Source organism: Furfurilactobacillus sp. WILCCON 0119, assembly GCF_053471565.1.
In genome coordinates this window covers 212,273-230,338 of the sequence record NZ_JBPCCV010000002.1, presented here as the reverse complement: position 1 = coordinate 230,338, position 18,066 = coordinate 212,273, and the positions used below count along the sequence as shown (strand labels likewise).

18 protein-coding genes are annotated in these 18,066 nt (G+C 48.8%); 14 read left to right on the top strand and 4 right to left on the bottom strand.

Annotated elements, in window-relative coordinates:
• The first annotated feature begins 244 nt into the window (after positions 1-244).
• The 6 genes from ACRYI5_RS04660 (at position 245) to whiA (ending at position 6,550) form a co-directional block, all read left to right on the top strand.
• Positions 245-1,579, top strand: coding sequence for an APC family permease (locus tag ACRYI5_RS04660; RefSeq protein WP_448224448.1), 1,335 nt, complete (start codon positions 245-247; stop codon positions 1,577-1,579).
• 164 nt (positions 1,580-1,743) lie between these two features.
• Positions 1,744-2,862 carry a YibE/F family protein gene (locus ACRYI5_RS04655; protein WP_448224447.1) on the top strand — a complete coding sequence of 373 codons (1,119 nt, stop codon included), beginning with the start codon at positions 1,744-1,746 and terminating at the stop codon, positions 2,860-2,862.
• Positions 2,849-3,628 carry a YibE/F family protein gene (locus tag ACRYI5_RS04650; RefSeq protein ID WP_407878711.1) on the top strand — a complete coding sequence of 260 codons (780 nt, stop codon included), beginning with the start codon at positions 2,849-2,851 and terminating at the stop codon, positions 3,626-3,628. The genes ACRYI5_RS04655 and ACRYI5_RS04650 overlap by 14 nt, the downstream gene beginning before the upstream one ends.
• Positions 3,629-3,697: 69 nt before the next feature.
• Positions 3,698-4,588: an RNase adapter RapZ gene (rapZ, locus tag ACRYI5_RS04645; RefSeq protein ID WP_407878712.1), complete on the top strand. Its 891-nt coding sequence runs from the start codon at positions 3,698-3,700 to the stop codon at positions 4,586-4,588.
• Positions 4,585-5,586 (top strand): gluconeogenesis factor YvcK family protein, encoded by a 1,002-nt coding sequence (locus ACRYI5_RS04640; RefSeq protein WP_448224446.1) that lies wholly within the window; start codon positions 4,585-4,587, stop codon positions 5,584-5,586. Before rapZ ends, ACRYI5_RS04640 begins: the two co-directional genes overlap by 4 nt.
• Before the next feature lie 13 nt (positions 5,587-5,599).
• Positions 5,600-6,550 carry a DNA-binding protein WhiA gene (gene whiA / locus ACRYI5_RS04635; protein WP_407878716.1) on the top strand — a complete coding sequence of 317 codons (951 nt, stop codon included), beginning with the start codon at positions 5,600-5,602 and terminating at the stop codon, positions 6,548-6,550.
• A gap of 50 nt (positions 6,551-6,600) precedes the next feature.
• Here the strand turns inward: whiA and ACRYI5_RS04630 are convergent, their stop codons facing one another.
• Positions 6,601-7,515 (bottom strand): SDR family oxidoreductase, encoded by a 915-nt coding sequence (locus ACRYI5_RS04630; protein WP_448224445.1) that lies wholly within the window; start codon positions 7,513-7,515, stop codon positions 6,601-6,603.
• 136 nt (positions 7,516-7,651) lie between these two features.
• Here ACRYI5_RS04630 and ACRYI5_RS04625 point away from each other — a divergent pair, with 136 nt between their 5' ends.
• Positions 7,652-8,233 carry a TetR/AcrR family transcriptional regulator gene (locus tag ACRYI5_RS04625; RefSeq protein WP_448224444.1) on the top strand — a complete coding sequence of 194 codons (582 nt, stop codon included), beginning with the start codon at positions 7,652-7,654 and terminating at the stop codon, positions 8,231-8,233.
• A 186-nt stretch (positions 8,234-8,419) separates the two neighbouring features.
• On the opposite strand, the gene clpP is transcribed toward ACRYI5_RS04625, so the two are convergent.
• A complete protein-coding gene (gene clpP / locus ACRYI5_RS04620; RefSeq protein WP_407879499.1) occupies positions 8,420-9,013 on the bottom strand; it encodes an ATP-dependent Clp endopeptidase proteolytic subunit ClpP in 594 nt (197 codons plus the stop codon).
• A 182-nt stretch (positions 9,014-9,195) separates the two neighbouring features.
• On the opposite strand from clpP, the gene ACRYI5_RS04615 reads away from it, so the two are divergent.
• Both ACRYI5_RS04615 and nhaC read left to right on the top strand, forming a co-directional pair.
• The gene (locus tag ACRYI5_RS04615; protein ID WP_407879501.1) at positions 9,196-10,113 is read left to right on the top strand and encodes a prenyltransferase; all 918 of its coding nucleotides are present in this window, start codon (positions 9,196-9,198) and stop codon (positions 10,111-10,113) included.
• A 401-nt stretch (positions 10,114-10,514) separates the two neighbouring features.
• Positions 10,515-11,909, top strand: a complete 1,395-nt coding sequence (gene nhaC / locus ACRYI5_RS04610; RefSeq protein WP_448224443.1) for a Na+/H+ antiporter NhaC — start codon at positions 10,515-10,517, stop codon at positions 11,907-11,909.
• A 93-nt stretch (positions 11,910-12,002) separates the two neighbouring features.
• Here the strand turns inward: nhaC and ACRYI5_RS04605 are convergent, their stop codons facing one another.
• Entirely contained in the window at positions 12,003-12,956 is a 954-nt protein-coding gene (locus tag ACRYI5_RS04605; RefSeq protein WP_448224442.1) for an aldo/keto reductase, read from the bottom strand.
• Between the two features lie 127 nt (positions 12,957-13,083).
• Here ACRYI5_RS04605 and ACRYI5_RS04600 point away from each other — a divergent pair, with 127 nt between their 5' ends.
• From ACRYI5_RS04600 to ACRYI5_RS04580, 5 genes are all read left to right on the top strand, one after another.
• The gene (locus tag ACRYI5_RS04600; protein WP_407879506.1) at positions 13,084-13,236 is read left to right on the top strand and encodes a hypothetical protein; all 153 of its coding nucleotides are present in this window, start codon (positions 13,084-13,086) and stop codon (positions 13,234-13,236) included.
• A 202-nt stretch (positions 13,237-13,438) separates the two neighbouring features.
• Positions 13,439-14,095 carry a nitroreductase family protein gene (locus ACRYI5_RS04595; RefSeq protein WP_448224441.1) on the top strand — a complete coding sequence of 219 codons (657 nt, stop codon included), beginning with the start codon at positions 13,439-13,441 and terminating at the stop codon, positions 14,093-14,095.
• A gap of 134 nt (positions 14,096-14,229) precedes the next feature.
• Positions 14,230-14,412 carry a hypothetical protein gene (locus ACRYI5_RS04590; RefSeq protein ID WP_407879508.1) on the top strand — a complete coding sequence of 61 codons (183 nt, stop codon included), beginning with the start codon at positions 14,230-14,232 and terminating at the stop codon, positions 14,410-14,412.
• Positions 14,413-14,441: 29 nt separating this feature from the next.
• Positions 14,442-15,908 carry a multicopper oxidase family protein gene (locus tag ACRYI5_RS04585; RefSeq protein ID WP_448224440.1) on the top strand — a complete coding sequence of 489 codons (1,467 nt, stop codon included), beginning with the start codon at positions 14,442-14,444 and terminating at the stop codon, positions 15,906-15,908.
• 64 nt (positions 15,909-15,972) lie between these two features.
• Positions 15,973-17,373: an MFS transporter gene (locus ACRYI5_RS04580; RefSeq protein ID WP_448224556.1), complete on the top strand. Its 1,401-nt coding sequence runs from the start codon at positions 15,973-15,975 to the stop codon at positions 17,371-17,373.
• Between the two features lie 78 nt (positions 17,374-17,451).
• Here ACRYI5_RS04580 and ACRYI5_RS04575 read toward each other — a convergent pair whose 3' ends face one another.
• Positions 17,452-17,901 (bottom strand): Fur family transcriptional regulator, encoded by a 450-nt coding sequence (locus tag ACRYI5_RS04575; protein ID WP_407879511.1) that lies wholly within the window; start codon positions 17,899-17,901, stop codon positions 17,452-17,454.
• Positions 17,902-18,066: the final 165 nt, after the last annotated feature.

The window sequence follows — 18,066 nt, the reverse complement described above, 5'->3', positions numbered from 1 at the left end:
GCGCACCTGATGAATCAATCGTGATTCGTCAGGTGCGCTTTTTACATTTAAAGCCGAACGATTCTCGATAAAAATATTGATTTTTATAAGTAATGTGAATACAAAAAAGTTATCATTGTTTTTTAATTATCAATGATTGCGCCGGTGTGATGCCTCTGCTACACTTAGCTATATTGAAAGACGCGGGGCGTGCTCAGTGAATGATGTGCTGATTACGAACATTCGCGTGAAAAGGGGACCGTGAATGGCAGAAACACAGTTAAAACGCTCATTAGGCCTATGGTCGGCGTTAGCATTAGTGATTGGAACCGTAATTGGTTCGGGGATCTTTTTTAAACAAGCGTCAGTGCTTCAGATGACGGGGTCAACAAATTTGGCCTTGCTGGCGTGGTTTCTTGGTGGGGTCATTACACTTGCCGACGGGCTAACGCTTTCGGAAATTGGATCACAATTTCCGCATACAGGTGGGTTATATCAGTACATGGCGCACATTTACGGTGAGTTCTGGGGCTTTTTATCCGGGTGGATGCAGATTATCGTGTATGCACCGGCCATCGTTGGATCAATTGCCGGGTACTTAGGTCTTCTTGTGGTCAACTTCTTTGGCCTGGGAGCCGCGTGGAAAGCGCCAATTGCCATTGGAACCATCGTGGTGATCGCACTGTTAAACATGCTTGAAAATCGTTATGGTGCAGCCTTTGCCATCCTAACAACCATTTGTAAGTTGCTGCCGATCGTTGCCATTATTGTTTTTGGATTATTTTTTGGTCATGAACAAGCAATTGGTGAGACGGTAGCCGGGATTCATCAGAGTGTGGGGAACTTTGGTGTGGCGGTACTGGGGACCATTTTTGCGTACGATGGATGGATTTTGATTACGAACCTTGGTGGCGAGCTCAAACGGCCTGAACGGTTGCTACCACTGGCCATCATCATCGGGATTATGATCATTATCGTGCTGTACCTTGGCGTGACGTTTGGAATCTTCCGGTCGCTTAGTGCCAATAAAATTAACGAGTTGGGGCAAAACGCCACCGCCTACTTTGCGCTGAATGCGTTTGGCAGCTTTGGTGGACGCCTGGTCAACATCGGGATCATGGTTTCAATTATTGGTGCCTTGAATGGAAAAATGATGACGTTCCCACGGATCTATTACGCCATGGCAGCGAAAAAACAGCTTCCGTTTGCCAAACAAATTGCGCATCTGAACCGCCGGACACAAACGCCGGTGGTGGCGACCTGCATCCTTTTGGTGTTAACAAGTGCCATGATTTTAACGGTGGATACTGACCGGCTTTCGGAACTGTGTATCTTCGTGATGTACAGTTTTTACATTGCCGCGTTTGCCGGGGTGTTCATCCTGCGGCACCGTAATGGTGGTGCGCCACAAGGCTTTAAGATCCCGCTGTACCCGGTTGTCCCGGTAGTCGCCATTCTTGGGACGGGATTTGTGGTGATCAGTGAACTGTGCTTTGATGTCACCGGAACGTTGATTTCGATTATTTTTATTGCGTTGGGGATTCCCCTGTATTATTGGCTCAAACATCACTATGGTAATGATGAAATTGATGTCATTTAATCAAAATTATTTTAAGACGGTGTGGGTAATGAATTTATTTATTACTCATGCCTTTTTTTGTGGCCGGAAGAAACGGGGTGGAACTTTAGTTTTCGTAACGTTTTTAAGTGCCATTGTTGAACGGTGGTAAAATGGGACCAGCATTGACGCAGGAGGTAAAGAAAATGGCGGCAAGACGGCTTCGGCGGCCAAGTTGGTGGCTAACCATCGCGGTAGTTTTACTGGGGGGATTGATGGTGATCGGTGTGGCACATAATGCCCGACTTTATCATCAACCGATCGTTCGAATTACGAAGGTCAATAACGAACGCGCAATCACCCAACGCGATGAATTTCAAAACGATGATCGAACAGTTACACAAAAGCTGAGTGGTGTGGTGCTTAACACCACCCATCGTGGTCAGCATGTGACCATGACAAACGTGACCAGCCTATCTGGGGCGGAGGATCAACGCTACCACGTTGGGAGTCAGGTGTTTATCTCCACCCCTCACCGTGGACAACAACCGACCATTTCGGGCATGAAACGGGATGTCGTCATCGCATTACTTGCGTGGCTAGTTGTCAGTTTGCTCCTCCTGGGAATGCAATTTTCAGGACTAATGGCCATTGTCTCTGTGAGCGTTAATGCAGTGCTCTTTTTTGCGGCCATTAATTTACAGCTGTCCCTTAAAAACGGGAATGTCTTTGTTATCTTTAGTTTTGTGGCAGTTCTCTTTGCCGCGCTCACGCTGTGGTTGGTTTTGGGCTGGCGAAAACAGACTTTGATTACGCTCATTGCGACACTGAGCGGAACGGCCTTATCCATCATCATTAGTTTAATCGTGTTTGCAGTGACCCATCAACGGGGAATGCATTACGAGGGGTTGCAATACGTCACGACCTTGCCGCGGCCACTATTTTTAGCGGAGACCTTAATCGGCTCACTAGGAGCGGTGATGGACGAGTCGACTGATATTGTGGCGACTTTATTTGAGCTGCATAATGAACGACCAGATCTTTCGCGCCAACAACTCTTTGTCTCCGGCCGTAACGTTGGCCGCTCGATCATGGGCCCACTGATTAACGTTCTGTTTTTAATTTTTGTGGCCGATACGTTTCCACTGACGCTGCTTTACCTCAAAAACGGAAATAACTGGGGCTATACATACCGAATGAACATGTCGATGGGGGTCTTTCAAAGTTTGATTAGTGGACTGGGGATCGTGTTAGCGATTCCGGTCGCTAGCTTTGTGGCAAGCCGCCTCATGAAGAAGGAACAGACAACAAATGACAACGTTTAGTGTGTTAGCAATTTTACTTTTTTTAGCGATGTGGGCTGTCGGTGGTAAGCAGGGGGCGATTGCCTTTTTAAGCCTAGGGATTAATTTTGGTTTGCTCTTTTTAACCATTGTTCTGGTGCAATTTCACTTACCGCCACTCCCCGTTACGTTGGTGGCCGGGACGGTGATCCTTGCTGTCACAATCTTTTTTGGAAACGATGACGACAATAGCACCACAACGGCATTTTACGCGGCCGTTGTGGTGATGCTAGTGCTACTATTACTGATCATTCCTGTCGAACACTGGGCTCAGGTGGCCGGCTTCGGGGATGAAGATAGTGAAGATTTAGAGGGAATGTCGCTCTACATTGGGATTTCGTTTCTAAAGGTTGAAATCTGTACCGTGGTGCTCAGCACGCTGGGCGCAATTGCTGAAGCAGCCATGGCGATTTCCGCAGGTTTAAGTGAGATTGAGGAACAACAACCCACCATTACCGGGCGGCGCCTGTTTGGTGACGGTCTGAACGTCGGTAAACAAATCATCGGGACAACGTTGAATACACTGTTCTTTGGTTTCTTCGGGGGCTTTTTGGCGCTGTTCATTTGGTTTGTCGGCCTCCATTATTCAATTGGCCAGGTCTTTAACGATAAGGTGTTCGCGGCGGAACTCATTATGGTTTTACTGTCATTCATGGGCGTCCTGGTAACGGTCCCCGTAACGGCCGGTGTTGCGAGCTGGCGGTGGCACCAGCATGCCGTAAAAATGCAAGATCTGGAAAATAAGTAAGTAAAAGTCATAAAATGACACACCCGGTATGTTATACTGATTCGTGACGAAACAAAGGAGAAGTGGACGATGACACAACAACTGGACTTGGTAATTATTACTGGAATGAGTGGCGCGGGGAAAACTGTGGCAATGCAGAGTTTTGAAGACCTCGGCTATTTTGTGATGGACAACATGCCCCCCAAATTATTACCCAAGTTTTGGGAACTTGTGCGTCAGTCCGGAAAGGTTCATAAGGTCGCACTGGTCGTGGACCTGCGCTCTCGTGAATTTTTTGATGACCTACAGGAAATGCTGGCGATCTCCAGCAGCACAGGCTCGGTAAAGACCTCGGTGCTCTTTCTTGATGCGTCTGATGGCGAACTGGTGGCGCGGTATAAAGAAACGCGGCGTGCTCATCCGTTAGCAATGGACGGCCGGGTTTTGGACGGCATCCACCAAGAACGCGCGTTGCTTTCTGAAATGAAGGCGCGGGCAGAATATGTCATTAACACGGATGACCTCACCCCGCGGCAACTTCGTGAGGAGATCTTTTCTCAGTATGCTGAAAAGGACGATCAGGCCACAGAGTTTCACATTGAAGTGCTGTCCTTTGGGTATAAATATGGCTTGCCAATTGACGCTGATGTAGTGATGGATGTGCGGTTCTTACCGAACCCGTATTACATTGACACCTTGAAGAACCTGACCGGAAAAGATCAGGCCGTTGCTGATTACGTTATGAAACAACCGGCAACAGAATCCTTCTACACCCATTTTTTGGAGCTGCTTCAATTGATCATGCCCGGTTATGAACGTGAAGGGAAGAGTAGCTTGACGGTTGCAATTGGATGTACGGGTGGTCAACACCGGTCAGTTGCGATTGCTGAACGTTTGAGCCATGACTTAGCGGCGGATTACCGGGTCAACATTAGCCATCGTGACATTGATAAGCGAAAGGAAACGGTGAATCGGTCATGAAATCTGCTGAAAAAAGACGGCCCCGGGTCGTCGTGATCGGTGGTGGAACTGGCTTACCCGTTGTGCTGAACTCACTCCACAACCAAGACGTCGATGTTACCGCCGTGGTGACGGTCGCTGATGATGGCGGCTCGTCTGGTATCATTCGCAATTACATTAACGTGGTGCCGCCTGGAGATATTCGAAATGTCATGGTTTCGTTATCACAGCTGTCACCCGTTGAACTGGCAGTCTTTCAATACCGGTTTGGGGCAAGCGATAACTTCTTTTCTGGTCACGCGATTGGAAACTTGATCATCGCGGCATTGACGGAAATGGACCACGGGGTGTTTGACGCGGTTCAGGAATTGTCCAAAATGATGCGGGTGGACGGACACGTTTATCCGGTGGCAAACGAACCACTGGTATTACACGCAACGTTTACAGACGGGACATCGTTGGCTGGTGAAGCAGAGATTACCGCTGCTCATAAACAGATCAAACGGGTGTGGGTCACGCCACAGCCGGATGCAGCTGAAGCAGTGGCGACGGCCATGCCAGCAGTTGTTGACGCCATCATGGGCGCGGACATGATTGTCTTGGGCCCTGGAAGCCTGTTCACTAGCATTCTGCCGAACCTCATGGTCAGTAACGTCGGTGAGGCGATGCGGCAGACCAAAGCGGAAGTTGTGTACATTTGTAACATCATGACGCAAAAGGGTGAAACGGACGGGTTTACGGATGCTGATCACGTGCAGGTGATCGATGATCATTTGGACTCGCACGTCGTTGATACCGTGTTGGTTAACACTGCAACGGTGCCGGAAGATTACATGGATTGGAAACGCTGGAACGAGGTTTCGACGCAAGTAACGGCAAACCCAGCCGGTTTGACGGCGTTAGAAGCCCACGCCATTCGGGCTAACCTGCTGGAATTGCGGGATGCCGGTGCGTTTCACGATGGTCACAAAGTGGTGGCCGAGCTAATGAAAATGTTGGCTGATAAACAATTAGATTAAAGGGGGCGCACACATGTCATATGCAAGTGACGTCAAAAAAGAATTGACGGGACTTCGCGTCCACGAGGCAAACGGAAAGGCCGAACTGATGGCCTTGATCCGGATGAACGGCGCGGTTAGCATCGTTAACCACGCGTTCATTTTGAACGTTCAAACGGAAAATCCTGCGATTGCGCGGCGGATCTACACCTTGCTCAAGCAATTTTACCGGTTGGAAGCAGAATTAATTGTCCGTAAAAACGTTAAGTTAAAGAAAAATAATATGTATGTCGTTCGGTTAAAGACTGGGACACAGCAGGTGCTGAAGGATCTTCATATCATGGGCGACCTTGGGATTGAAGCAGTTGTTCCTGATGGCATCTTGACGGATGACAGTGAAGTCCGGTCGTACATTCGGGGGGCCTTTTTGGCTGGTGGTTCCGTTAATAATCCGGATACAAGCCGGTATCACCTTGAAGTTTATTCACTGTATGAAGAACAGAACCAACAGATTTGTGAATTTATGAATCGCTACGGCCTCAATGCCCGGATGACCAACCGACGGAGCGGATACATCACGTACCTCAAAGAAGGCGAAAAAATTGCCGACTTTTTGACGTTGATTGGTGCCACAAACGCCATGCTGAAGTTTGAAGATGTGCGGATCATGCGCGATATGCGAAATTCAGTCAACCGGTTGGTGAACTGCGAAACGGCGAACATGGAAAAGGTGGCCTCCGCCAGTTCCCATCAAATTGAGAACATTGAGTACATTCAGTCACGGGTTGGCCTGAGTCAACTACCTGAAAAACTTCAGGCCATGGCTGAAACCCGGTTAGCTAACCGGGAAATTAGTTTGAAGGAACTGGGCGATCTGGTGCCCGGTGGCCCGATTTCTAAGTCCGGGGTTAACCACCGTTTACGGAAAATTAATGAATTTGCTGATAAGTTGCGCGAAGGCGGCGACGCCAGCGTGTCCGCTTAATACATTAAAAAAAGAAGCATCCACCATCTTATCTGTGGATGCTTCTTTTTTTATTGGGCTTGGTTGAGTTGCTCAACGTTGGCAGGAATGGCCAAGAAATCAGCAAGGTCTGTTAATAGACCTTCATGCGTTGGGTGCCAGTCCAGCTCTGCCTGGGTTTGGGCGCTACTGGTTGGGTTGTTTGCACTGATACTGCCCACAAACCAGCCAAAGTAGGTGGCGGCGTCTTGTGGCGTTAACTGGCTGATTGGCAAATGAAGACTGGTTGCGATCGTCTCCTCAATGGCCTTTACGCTGATGCCTTCTTCAGCGACAGCGTGGTAGACGTGACCAGCTGTCCCACGTTCTAACGCAGCAGCAAACAGGGCAGCAGCGTCGTCTCTGTGAACGGATGGCCAAACGGTGGTCTCATCTACGAAGGCGGCCCGGTGCTGAGCGACAGCGATTTGGGCGAGTAATGAACCAAACCCTTGACGGGCGGCACTATGAACGGTTGGTGACAGGCGGACGACCATGGCGCGGACGCCTTGATCAGCGTAAGCCAATGAGTTAGCTTCCGAAAGGGCCCGATCCGTTGGGTGGGCCGTGAAGTCCGTTTCCAGAGCAGGGCGGCCCAGATCTGTGATCATCAGGGTCCCAGAAGTGTTAACAAACGGTTTATTGGAACCGATGAGGGCGTCCCCAATCGCCTTAATGGCTGCCTGGTCCTGTTTAACAGCTTCGTCATAATGATTGAAGTCGTTGGTAAACCCAAGATGAATGACACCATCGCTAGCCGAAGCTTGTTGCGCAAGCACGTCATGGTCGGTCAATGTCCCGGAGACCGGGGTTGCACCAAGACTGGTGAGAATGGCCGCCGAACGGTCTGAGCGAGCAAGACCAACAACGTCATAATTTTTTTCAACTAAATCTTTAACAACAGTTTGGCCAATAAAGCCGGAACCACCAGTAATAAAAATTTTCATGAGAATGCCTCTTTTGAGTTCAAAATGTAATTAGCGATAATATTATCGCTTATAAAATCTGTTAGCTATCATAACCGATAACTCTATCGGTGTCAACAATTGACATTTTAAACCGGTCTCGGTAACATGAGAACCTATGAAGAAGAAAGATGAACAAAAATATCAAGCAATTTTAAATGCGGCAGCGACACTCATCATTGATGGGAGTGTTGGCGACGTCTCAACAACAAAGATTGCCCGTGCAGCGGGGATTTCTCAGTCCAGTTTGTACGTTTATTTTACGAGCCGGGAACAGTTATTGACGGCGTTATACATTCGCGAATTAACCAATTTATATCAGGGCGACTTGGCGTTAGATGTAAGCGACCTAACGTTTGCAGCAACCCTGCGGCTGTATCTGCAACAGTTGTTCGACTATGCGGTGGCTCATCCCGGAAGCATAACCGTGATCCAAAAGCTAAAGGAAACGATGCGTCAGGAAACGGTGGACGCCCCGAAAGTTCGGGCAATCGTGGCAACGAGCCGGGTTCAACAATTATTGGCAGCCGGAATCGCTAACCACGATCTTCGGCAAGTGGATCTGTCCTTGCACCGTAACATCATTTTTTCAACGGTAAAACTTCATGTGGATAACCTCAATCAGGGTGTTTATTCGCGGGCAAGCATGCCGTTTAGCACTGTGTGTGACATGATCATGGCGGCGGTGTTAGCGAAATAACGAACGAACCAAAATAAGCGATCCGTTACTGGCATGATGTCGGTAACGGATCGCTTATTTTGGTGATGAAATTAAAGACCCTCAATCAAGCGGGGCAGACCAACGACCTAGTTGAGGCCTATCTAAAGCGATTTTGATGAACGAAAAAAAACACTGCCCGGATTTAACCGGGCAGTGTTTTTCGCATTACTTCATTTCGCTGGAGTTTTGCATAATGTGGTCGATCAAACCGTAATCGAGGGCCTGTTGAGCGGTCATGTAGTTATCCCGTTCAGTGTCCCGGTTAATGGTTTCAATGTCTTGGCCAGTCTTTTCAGCCAGCAATTCATTGATCATCTTCCGTGTCTTCAGAATTTCTTCTGCGACAATTTCGATTTCAGTTTGTTGCCCTTGAGCACCACCAGAAGGTTGGTGAATCAAGATTTCTGAGTGAGGTAAGGCAAAACGTTTGCCCTTCGCACCAGAAGTGGCAAGGATGGAAGCCATGGAAGCAGCCATCCCCATGACGATCGTTTGCACGTCGGACTTCACAAAGTTCATCGTGTCGTAGATTGCCATCCCAGAAGTGATCACACCACCTGGGGAGTTGATGTACATGTAGATATCTTTGTCAGAATCCTGGGCGTCTAAGAACAAAAGTTGGGCGATGATGGCGTTTGCCATGTCGTCTTCAATTGGTCCAGATACCATAATGATCCGGTCTTTTAACAGTCGTGAGTAAATGTCATAGGCGCGTTCACCGCGGCTGGACTGTTCGATAACAGTTGGAATTAAAGCCATGAGAGAGGCCTCCTTGTATTTTGCGTTGTGGATTAGCACTTATAATGGTCCTCTGCTAATCAACGTAATTGTAGTTTAACCCAAAGGTCAAAAAAGGTCAAACAAAATCCCGGCTTTTGTGCGCAATTTTTTCGTGAACATGTGGTAGCCTTAGAGGTACAAGAGTTGAGGGGGAAAACGGAATGAAGAAAAAGTGGCTAACGTGGCCGATATTCGTGGAATTAACGGAAATTTACACCGCACCATTAAACATTGTGTGGTTTATTTTGGGGGCGGCAATTGCGCAATCGCGGTATGGTATTGTCAATTGGGTGAACGTCTTATTGTGTTTAGTGGATGTTTTCATTTTTGACTTAGCTGTCAACGTGTCGGATAACTATTATGATTACGTTCATGCGGCCGATCGAGAAGGGTATGCGGCGCACACCAACCCACTTGGGCGGTTGCAATTGCCGTTACGAGGTGTCTGGTGGTTAGCTGCCAGTTTGTACGCCTTGTCAGCGGTTCCTGGCTTGTTCTTAATTATGCGGACGGGGTGGCCGATTCTCGTCTTTGGACTAATTGGTTATGCCATCGGAATTTTTTACACGGCCGGACCGAAACCGTTAAACGCCATGCCAATTTGTGAGGCAGTTGTGGCGTTATCCATTTCGTATTTGATTCAATTAGTCTGTGTCTACGTTAGTATTTATGGTCATCAACCGTTTACCATCGGGATGGTTGGAACCACGTTTACATTATGCTTACCGTTGACCCTGATCTTCTTCATGGTCCAACTGTCTAACAATACAGCGGATCTGGAAGAAGACATTAAGAACCATCGGCACACACTGGCCTACTTTATTGGGCGAAAACGGGCGGTTGCCCTGATGAAAGTGCTACTGGTTGTTGGGTCATTGTGGCCACTGGTCAACTTCTTTGCCGGAATCGCGCCGTGGCCCACGTTACTGAGTGTCCTGTTGCTGCCAGTAATGTGGCGGGGCATTCAGCCGTTCTTTGCTGTTCAGGATAAACAAAAAACGTACGGGGCAGTGCTGAAGAGCACCGCGTTGTTCTTTGTGGGGTACACCGTATTATTTGCCCTTGGCGTCTGGTTGTAAAAAATGTTTGACATCAATGACAAAAACTGGTATTTTTCTAATTAATATTTAATCAGGTGTTTTCATCCCGAGTAGCGGATGGTCTGGGTGTCAGGAAGTCGGTGGGTGCTGCGAACCGATCAGGGCCATTTTTGCGAACTACTTGAAGACGTTAATGAACGGGCACCACCGGACCGTTATCCCGGTGAGAGTGAGTGTTTTTGGTGCGGGAATTTTCTAAGCCGGACACTAAGCTGGGTGGTACCACGGTGAAAATCGTCCCTGTTATGCATTGGCATAGCAGGGACGATTTTTTTGTTTAGGGGAGGAAAGCAGATGACAGAGACAAGTGGGGGCACGCCCCGATATTGATGCGCAACGTGTGTGGTGTTGACTGAGCATTGATGAAAGAGGTAGCAATTATGGAAAAGAAAACGTTTAAAGTGGGGCGCAATGAAGCACTGGTTGTTTTAATTGGGATGTTAGTCATTATGGGGCTGGGGGTCATTAAGTTTGGATTGTCACCTCAAGTACCAGTTATGTTAGTCATGGGCCTTCTCATGGCGTGGGCGGTGGCCCACCGGTTGCCGTGGTCAAAGATCAATGCCGGAATTAAGGACGGAATCGAAACCGGGATCGTGCCAATTTTTATTTTTATTCTCGTTGGGGCGCTGATCAGCACGTGGATCGCGGCCGGCATCATTCCGACCCTGATGGTTTTTGGGTTTCATTTAATCAGCGTTCAGTGGTTTGTCCCGTCCGTCTTTGTGGTTTGTGCATTGGTTGGTAGTGCCGTAGGGAGTGCGTTTACCGTCATCTCAACCGTGGGGATCGCGTTCTTCGGGATGGGGGTCACGATGCACGTGAATCCCGCGCTGGTCGCTGGGGCAATCATCTCCGGGGCGGTGTTTGGTGATAAATCATCACCGCTGTCTGAATCGACAAACTTAACGGCGGCTGTCGTGGACGCAGATTTGTTTAAGCACATTGTGAACCTCATGTGGACAACCATTCCCGCCTTTGTCGTTTCACTAATTGTCTTCGCCGTTTTGGGAAGTGGTGAAAAGGGAACCAGTTTGGCCAGTATCAATAAAGTGATTGCGGTGTTATCGGCACATTTCACGATCTCGGCATGGGCCATCGTGCCCATCGCCTGCATGTTCCTCTGCGCTTGGCGGCGGGTGCCAGCCATTCCGACATTGTTTTTAAACATTGGAATTTCGTTGGTGATGTTGCTCATTGAACATCCGGGAACCCAGTTAACGAAAATTGCCAGCATCATTGAAACCGGCTTTGTTTCTCATACCGGCAATAAGGAAGTGGACGTTCTTTTATCACGAGGCGGTATTGCCAGCATGATGGGGACCGTTTCGTTGATCGTTTTGACGCTATCACTCGGTGGATTGTTGATGGAATTCGGCCTGATCGACGCCATCATGACGCCGTTTGCGAAGCACTTGAAGTCAGACGGCGCTCGGATTACGGCCGTGATTTTATCGGGGATCGGTGTGAACCTCTTTATTGGGGAACAATTCCTGTCCGTTATTTTACCTGGCCGGGCGTTCAAGAAGGCGTTTGACGAGGCTGGTTTAGCGCCTGTCGCATTAGGCCGGGCGTTAGAGGATGGTGGAACGGTCATCAACTACCTGGTGCCTTGGGGCGTCGCAGGCGTCTTTGCGGCGAACACACTGGGTGTGAGCACGCTAGCGTTTTTACCGTTCACGCTGTTTAGCCTCTTATCACCAGTCTTCTCCATTATTAGCGGAGTGACCGGCTGGGGAATCAAACACCAAAAGAGTGTCACTGACCAAAATTAGGTTACTCATGGCAGACAAAAAGTGGCGGTTCGCCGGATGATGAGCATCCATGAACCGCCACTTTTAGTGAGTTCTACTATATATAATGTCTGTTTACGGTAAATCGTTGCCAGCTGACAGGTAAATGTCGTACCATTCTTGAGCGGTTAGGTGCACCTGGTTGGCTAACGCGATTTCCTTTAGTCGGGCTGGATTCATGCTCCCAACAATGGTTTGAATTTTTGCTGGGTGACGAAGAATCCATGCGGTTGCAATGGTGGTCTTTGTGACGGCATAGCGGTCTGCGACACGTTGAAGTTCTTGATTCAACTCAGGAAATTTAGGATTATCAATGAAGACCCCTTCAAACATACCGTACTGGTAGGGAGACCAGGCCTGAATGGTCATGTTGTGAAGGCGGGTGTACGCAAGAATCCCGTTATCGTGATCAATGCTCCGGTCATCGGCCATGTTGACGTGCATCTCTGCATCGATCATCCCGGTGTGCATGATTGAAAATTGCAGTTGGTTAATCAATAAGCGCTGGTGCAAACTATGTTGTAACAGTTCAATCTGATAAGGGTTTTGATTAGAAACACCAAAGTGACGGGCGGTACCATCCGTTTGAAGGGTGGTTAGCGCACTGGCGACCTGGTCAGGTTCCATCAACGGGTCGGGCCGGTGCAACAATAAACTGTCAAAGTAATCCAGCCCCATGCGGTTCAATTCGTCATGAGCGGCGGTCACAAGATGATCTTCACTGAAGTCGTAACGGGCCCCAAAGACCAAGCCATCATGAGACCGGTCCTTGTTGAGCACGATTCCGACCTTACCCTGAACGTAAATGTCAGACCGGTTGATTCCAGACGCAGCTAATGCCTGGCCAAAAATGGTGTCCGATTTACCTTCACCGTAAATGTCGGCGCCATCGAAGAAGTTAATGCCAAGGTCAACCGCTGTTTCTAAAACGGTGGTTGCCTCAGCAACGGAAAGCAGGTTCATGCGCATAATGCCTAAACCAATGTTTGATGCGTGTAAATCACTGTTACCAAGGTTGATGTACTCCACAATCAGTCACTTCCTTATCGTTAATTGCCCTAAGTGTAGCACTGTTTGTCGTCGGCGGGTTGTGTTGAAGGCAAAAAGCTGGTATAGTGTTATTTGTTATTGACAACGTATTGAGAGGAGAAGCATCATGGCAGAAAAGAAACCATTGAACTCATTTGCCGGCAAGCGTCCGGTTGCTAAACGGCAACGTCGTCTTCGCCGTGAAAAAGAAATTGCCGCAATCCAACGTTGGGCTGCTGGTAAGACTGATACGATCGAAGCAGCTCCTAAGGCTAAGTAATTTCGGTTGAGTACGCTTTTCTGATTGTCTCTAATTCAGTACATCAAAAAGCATTTAGTCCCGCACAATCATCTTTATGATGATTGTGCGGTTTTTTGTATTTTTATAGAAAACGAATTATGTTTGGAATATCACAAAGAAATCGTTATACTTTAGGTAAGCGCTACCAATAGACTGAAATCTTAGTGAAGAGGTTGAAAACATGTCAGAAACCATTAAGCCAGCGTCATTAGTGAATAACGATCTTGCAGATGTGATGTTTAACCGTCATTCTGTTCGGGTCTTTGATCCAGCCGTTAAAATTGACCGGACCGAATTGCAAACGATGATTGAAGAAGCAACGACGGCACCGTCAGCGTGTGATTTACAATCATGGCACTTTGTGGTGATTGATACACCAGAGGCAAAGGCAAAGCTTCGGGAAGCCACGTTAGCCTTTAATTATCCACAGGTGGATACATCATCCGCCGTTATTTTTGTGGCTGGCGACACCCGCTCACATGAGGTGTACCGGAAGGTGTGGACAAAGGTCTACGAGGATGGCAAGATCGATAAGGCCAAACTTGACCAGATTTTTGGCACGTTTTTACCGATGTATGAAAATGCGACGCCAGACTTTTTACGGGCCGACGCAACGATCGATGGGGCGATGGTTGCCATGCAATTGCTGCTCATTGCTCGGGCCCACGGGTACGAAGCCAACGCGTGGTCAGGCTACGACTTTAAGAAGATCATTCCTGCTTTGGGGATGGACCCTGAGCGGTTTATTCCGGTGATGGCGATTTCACTTGGGAAGGCTGCTGAGGAACCGATTAAAACAGACCGGTATGACGCAACAAGCCAGACGGAATTTCTATAAACTTCATTAACGTTGGAAAGTGCGGTCACTGCAATCATTGTAGCGACCGTTTTTTGATGACTGAATTTACGGGAGAGGCTTCTAAGTGACATTCTAACTTAGAATGAATACAATAAAGAAAAGGAGGCGAGAAGATGGGGAGCACATCACGAATTGTGACGGTTATCTTTGTACTTGTGTATGCCGGCTTACTTTACCTGGTCTTTGCGGACCAAAACATGTTGGCAATGGAAGTGATGGCACTTGGCATGTTTGCACAGGCTGCCATTGATTGCTGGCACGCGTTTACACACCACACTAAAACAAATGAGGACTAACTAAGACAAGCAAACGGGGAGATTCTAAGATGAATAACAAACCAATCGCTAATGATTATTTTTATGATGAACCAGTCTATGACCTTCATGATGGTGGTTACGTGCCACTAATGACCCCAACGACACCAGAGCGACCACTGAACGTGCCGGCCGTCTTGCAACCGGACAAAGTCGATGGGAACGACGTGTGGTATACGATTACCGCCCAGGTTGGCCAAACGGCAATTTTACCAGGGCCAACGACCACCACTTGGGGCTACAATGCCTCATTGCTTGGGCAAACCGTCGTGTTAAGGGATGGCGTGCACTACCATGTACATATCGTTAACCATCTGCCTGAAGTCACGACCCTTCACTGGCATGGATTAAACATTCCTGGGCCAATCACAGATGGTGGACCCCACGCACCAATTTATCCTGGGGAAGCACGCGACATTGACTTTACCCTGAACCAACCTGCACAAACGGACTGGATTCATCCACACCCATGTCCGAACACAGCACGTCAGGTCTGGAATGGTCTGGCAGCCGCGGTTGTTATCACGGATGATGTGGAAGCAGCCTTACCATTGCCACGCAACTATGGTGTTGATGACATCCCGGTTATTTTGCAGGACCGGACGTATCATGAAAATCAGCTGGACTATGAGGCTGATTACGATGAAGATGGAACCCTCGGTGAAACGCCGCTAGTTAATGGGACGGTCAATGGGGTGTTTAACGTGACCACCCAACGACTCCGGCTCCGAATTTTGAATGGTGCGAACCGGCGTGAATACCGGCTTCATTTCAGTGACAACCATGCGTTTACCCAGATCGGTTCAGATGGTGGGTTACTGCCAGAACCTGTGCCAATGACGAAACTAATGTTAACCGCCGCGGAACGGGCCGAAGTCATTGTGGACTTTGGTGATTACAAACCGGGCCAACGGGTTCAATTGATGAGTGATGACGTTGTTTTGATGACGTTTGAAGTTGGTCATTATGTGGCAGATGACACAACGTTACCTGACCACCTGGTGGCGATCGAAGACTGGCAACCAACTCCTGGCCGCGGCGTCGAAACAACGGTCATGTCCGGAATGGATGATGAGGTTCGCTTGGACGGGCAACTGTTTGACATGCAACGCATTGATCGGCGGCAACAGATCGGTGACGTTGTGGATTGGGACGTGACCAATACAAATGAAATGGACACGGGGATGATTCATCCATTCCACATGCATGGCTGTCATTTCCTCATTTTGTCACGGAATGGGCACGCACCGTATCCAAACGAACACGGGTACAAGGATGTTGTCGGGGTCAATGCCGGTGAGACGGTGCGCATCCGCGTTAAGTTTGATGTTCTTGGCGTCTTCATGTACCACTGTCACATTTTGGAACACGAGGACACGGGGATGATGGCGCAAATTGAGGCGTTCGATCCAGAACACCCAAAAACGTATCATTTGCTAAGCATGGCGGACGTTGAAAACCGCACAAACCAGGATTAACGGCAGCAGAGAGCGAAGAGAGAAAGTGACGAGATTGAGTCAAACAAGTGTGAGTGAAGCAACAATGGGGGTCGATCGGGCGGGGGTTCCGTACCGCCGATTATGGTTCATTGCGACGTTATTAACGGGGACGTTTAGTATGTCAATCAGTCAGTCAGCACTGTCAACGGCTTACCCAACGCTGATGCGAACGTTTAACATTGGAACACCCGCGGTTCAGTGGTTAACGACGGGGTTTATGTTGATCATGTGCGTGATGATTCCGGTGAGCCCGTGGTTACTAAATAACGTGCCATTTGGTACGTTATTTCGGTCAGTGATTGCCACCTTTGCCGTCGGGACGCTAATTTGTCTCGTGGCACCAACGTACCCCATTCTTTTGATTGGCCGGTTGATCGAAGCCGTTGGGGTCGGGATCATCTTTCCGTCGTTTCAAACGGTGCTGTTGACGATTACGTCAAAGGAGCACCGTGGGCAAACAATGGGCACGGCTGGGTTGATTATGGGAGCGGCGTTAGCCGTTGGTCCAATTATTTCCGGGATCGTTCTTCAATGGGCGAGCTGGCGGGGGCTCTTTGGCCTCTTTCTGGTATTGGTCACAGGTGCGTTTATTGCCTCATGGTGGACCATTCGTGACGTGATGCCGCTGACGCCAACAACGATTGATGGGTGGTCAGTTTTGGCGTCAACCGGCTTCATCGGCTTGCTGTACGTGTTGAACCGCTGGGGGATTGGTCAATTTTCAATGGGTCTCCTTGGCCTGCTGGTTGTGAGCCTGGTTGCGTCGTGCTGGTTCTGCTGGCGGCAGTTGCGCCGGGAGCAACCATTGCTGGTTCTCCGTGTTTTCCAGAGCCGGGTGTACACGACGGGGGTTCTGCTGACGGGGATTTCCTACGTGGCCTTAATTGTGACGACGATTGTGTTGCCACTGTATTATCAAAACGTGCTGGGTCTGTCGGCGTTAGCCTCTGGATTGTCACTGGTTCCGGCAGCTGTTGGCCTCAGTCTGTTGAATCCGTTAAGTGGTCGGCTGATGGATCGCATCGGTGCACGGAACGTTGTGTTAGTGGGGATGGGCTTAATTGTGCTTGGCTTTGGGTGCTTAACCAGTGCCACAGCGCATTTAACGGTCACCACGTTGATCCTGGCCTCGATCGTTACGGAAGGTGGCAACGCCTTTGTGATGATGCCTGCGGTCACGCTGGGTGCCAATGCACTGCCTGATAAACTCATTGCCCACGGGACGGCTGTTACAACGACCGTTCGGCAGTTATTGGGGTCAGCCGGTGTTGCTGGGGCAACGATCGTGTTGAGCCGGGTAGCGGCGAGTTACAAAGTCAGCCTGGGCGTGCATAATGCGACCATTTTGGGCTACCGGTGGACGTTCGGGGTCTTCATGACACTGGGAATTTTGGGGGCGTTGCTGGCGTTAACGTTACCACGGACACGCAGCCAAAATGATTAGTTACGACAACCAAAAAGGGACCCGCCACATGACACAGTGTGGCGAGTCCCTTTTGTTGGAATCGTTAAACCGAACAAGTTATTTATTTGGTGTTAAGCCAAGCTTTTTTTGACAGTCGGGGCAGTACCCGAAAAGCTCAATGTGATCTTCGGTAATCATGTAGCCAGATTGTTCAACGGCGGCCGTTTCCAGGTTACTAAAATCATCATAAAAGATGTCCGTGATTTTACCACAGTTTTGACAAACGGCATGAAAGTGGGGGCGTCCATAATAATCGTAGTGGGTTCCGGCGTCACCATTATCGAGTTCAATGACAATGCCCGTCTCGACCAGGGTGTTCAACGTGTTGTAAATGGTTGCTAAACTCAGCCCTTGGTGATCTGGCTTTAGTTCATCAAACATGGTGCCAACGTCAGGATGATTATGGTGGGTCATCAAGTAGTGTAGCACAATTTGTCGTTGTGGTGTGACCCGCAGCTGGTTTTCTTTTAAAACGCGGATGGCGTCTTCATCAATGACCTGAGCCATAACAGTTCCTCCTTAGAGTTATTCTAACTTCATCTTAGCTCATTTAAGCCGGCGACGCGACTATTTTGTCCATAATTGTCGATCAAGAACCGGCAACAGAACCTTAGCGTGGTGCTTTAAGCGGCAATGAACTATGATTAAGGCGTTAAATTGATGAAAGTGAGG

Excerpts from the sequence above, each read along its gene's own strand:
- ACRYI5_RS04660 (WP_448224448.1), top strand. The coding sequence starts at position 245 with ATGGCAGAAACACAGTTAAAACGCTCATTAGGCCTATGGTCGGCGTTA.
- ACRYI5_RS04655 (WP_448224447.1), top strand. The coding sequence starts at position 1,744 with ATGGCGGCAAGACGGCTTCGGCGGCCAAGTTGGTGGCTAACCATCGCG.
- ACRYI5_RS04650 (WP_407878711.1), top strand. The coding sequence starts at position 2,849 with ATGACAACGTTTAGTGTGTTAGCAATTTTACTTTTTTTAGCGATGTGG.
- rapZ (WP_407878712.1), top strand. The coding sequence starts at position 3,698 with ATGACACAACAACTGGACTTGGTAATTATTACTGGAATGAGTGGCGCG.
- ACRYI5_RS04640 (WP_448224446.1), top strand. The coding sequence starts at position 4,585 with ATGAAATCTGCTGAAAAAAGACGGCCCCGGGTCGTCGTGATCGGTGGT.
- whiA (WP_407878716.1), top strand. The coding sequence starts at position 5,600 with ATGTCATATGCAAGTGACGTCAAAAAAGAATTGACGGGACTTCGCGTC.
- ACRYI5_RS04630 (WP_448224445.1), bottom strand. The coding sequence starts at position 7,515 with ATGAAAATTTTTATTACTGGTGGTTCCGGCTTTATTGGCCAAACTGTT.
- ACRYI5_RS04625 (WP_448224444.1), top strand. The coding sequence starts at position 7,652 with ATGAAGAAGAAAGATGAACAAAAATATCAAGCAATTTTAAATGCGGCA.
- clpP (WP_407879499.1), bottom strand. The coding sequence starts at position 9,013 with ATGGCTTTAATTCCAACTGTTATCGAACAGTCCAGCCGCGGTGAACGC.
- ACRYI5_RS04615 (WP_407879501.1), top strand. The coding sequence starts at position 9,196 with ATGAAGAAAAAGTGGCTAACGTGGCCGATATTCGTGGAATTAACGGAA.
- nhaC (WP_448224443.1), top strand. The coding sequence starts at position 10,515 with ATGGAAAAGAAAACGTTTAAAGTGGGGCGCAATGAAGCACTGGTTGTT.
- ACRYI5_RS04600 (WP_407879506.1), top strand. The coding sequence starts at position 13,084 with ATGGCAGAAAAGAAACCATTGAACTCATTTGCCGGCAAGCGTCCGGTT.
- ACRYI5_RS04595 (WP_448224441.1), top strand. The coding sequence starts at position 13,439 with ATGTCAGAAACCATTAAGCCAGCGTCATTAGTGAATAACGATCTTGCA.
- ACRYI5_RS04590 (WP_407879508.1), top strand. The coding sequence starts at position 14,230 with ATGGGGAGCACATCACGAATTGTGACGGTTATCTTTGTACTTGTGTAT.
- ACRYI5_RS04585 (WP_448224440.1), top strand. The coding sequence starts at position 14,442 with ATGAATAACAAACCAATCGCTAATGATTATTTTTATGATGAACCAGTC.
- ACRYI5_RS04580 (WP_448224556.1), top strand. The coding sequence starts at position 15,973 with ATGGGGGTCGATCGGGCGGGGGTTCCGTACCGCCGATTATGGTTCATT.
- ACRYI5_RS04575 (WP_407879511.1), bottom strand. The coding sequence starts at position 17,901 with ATGGCTCAGGTCATTGATGAAGACGCCATCCGCGTTTTAAAAGAAAAC.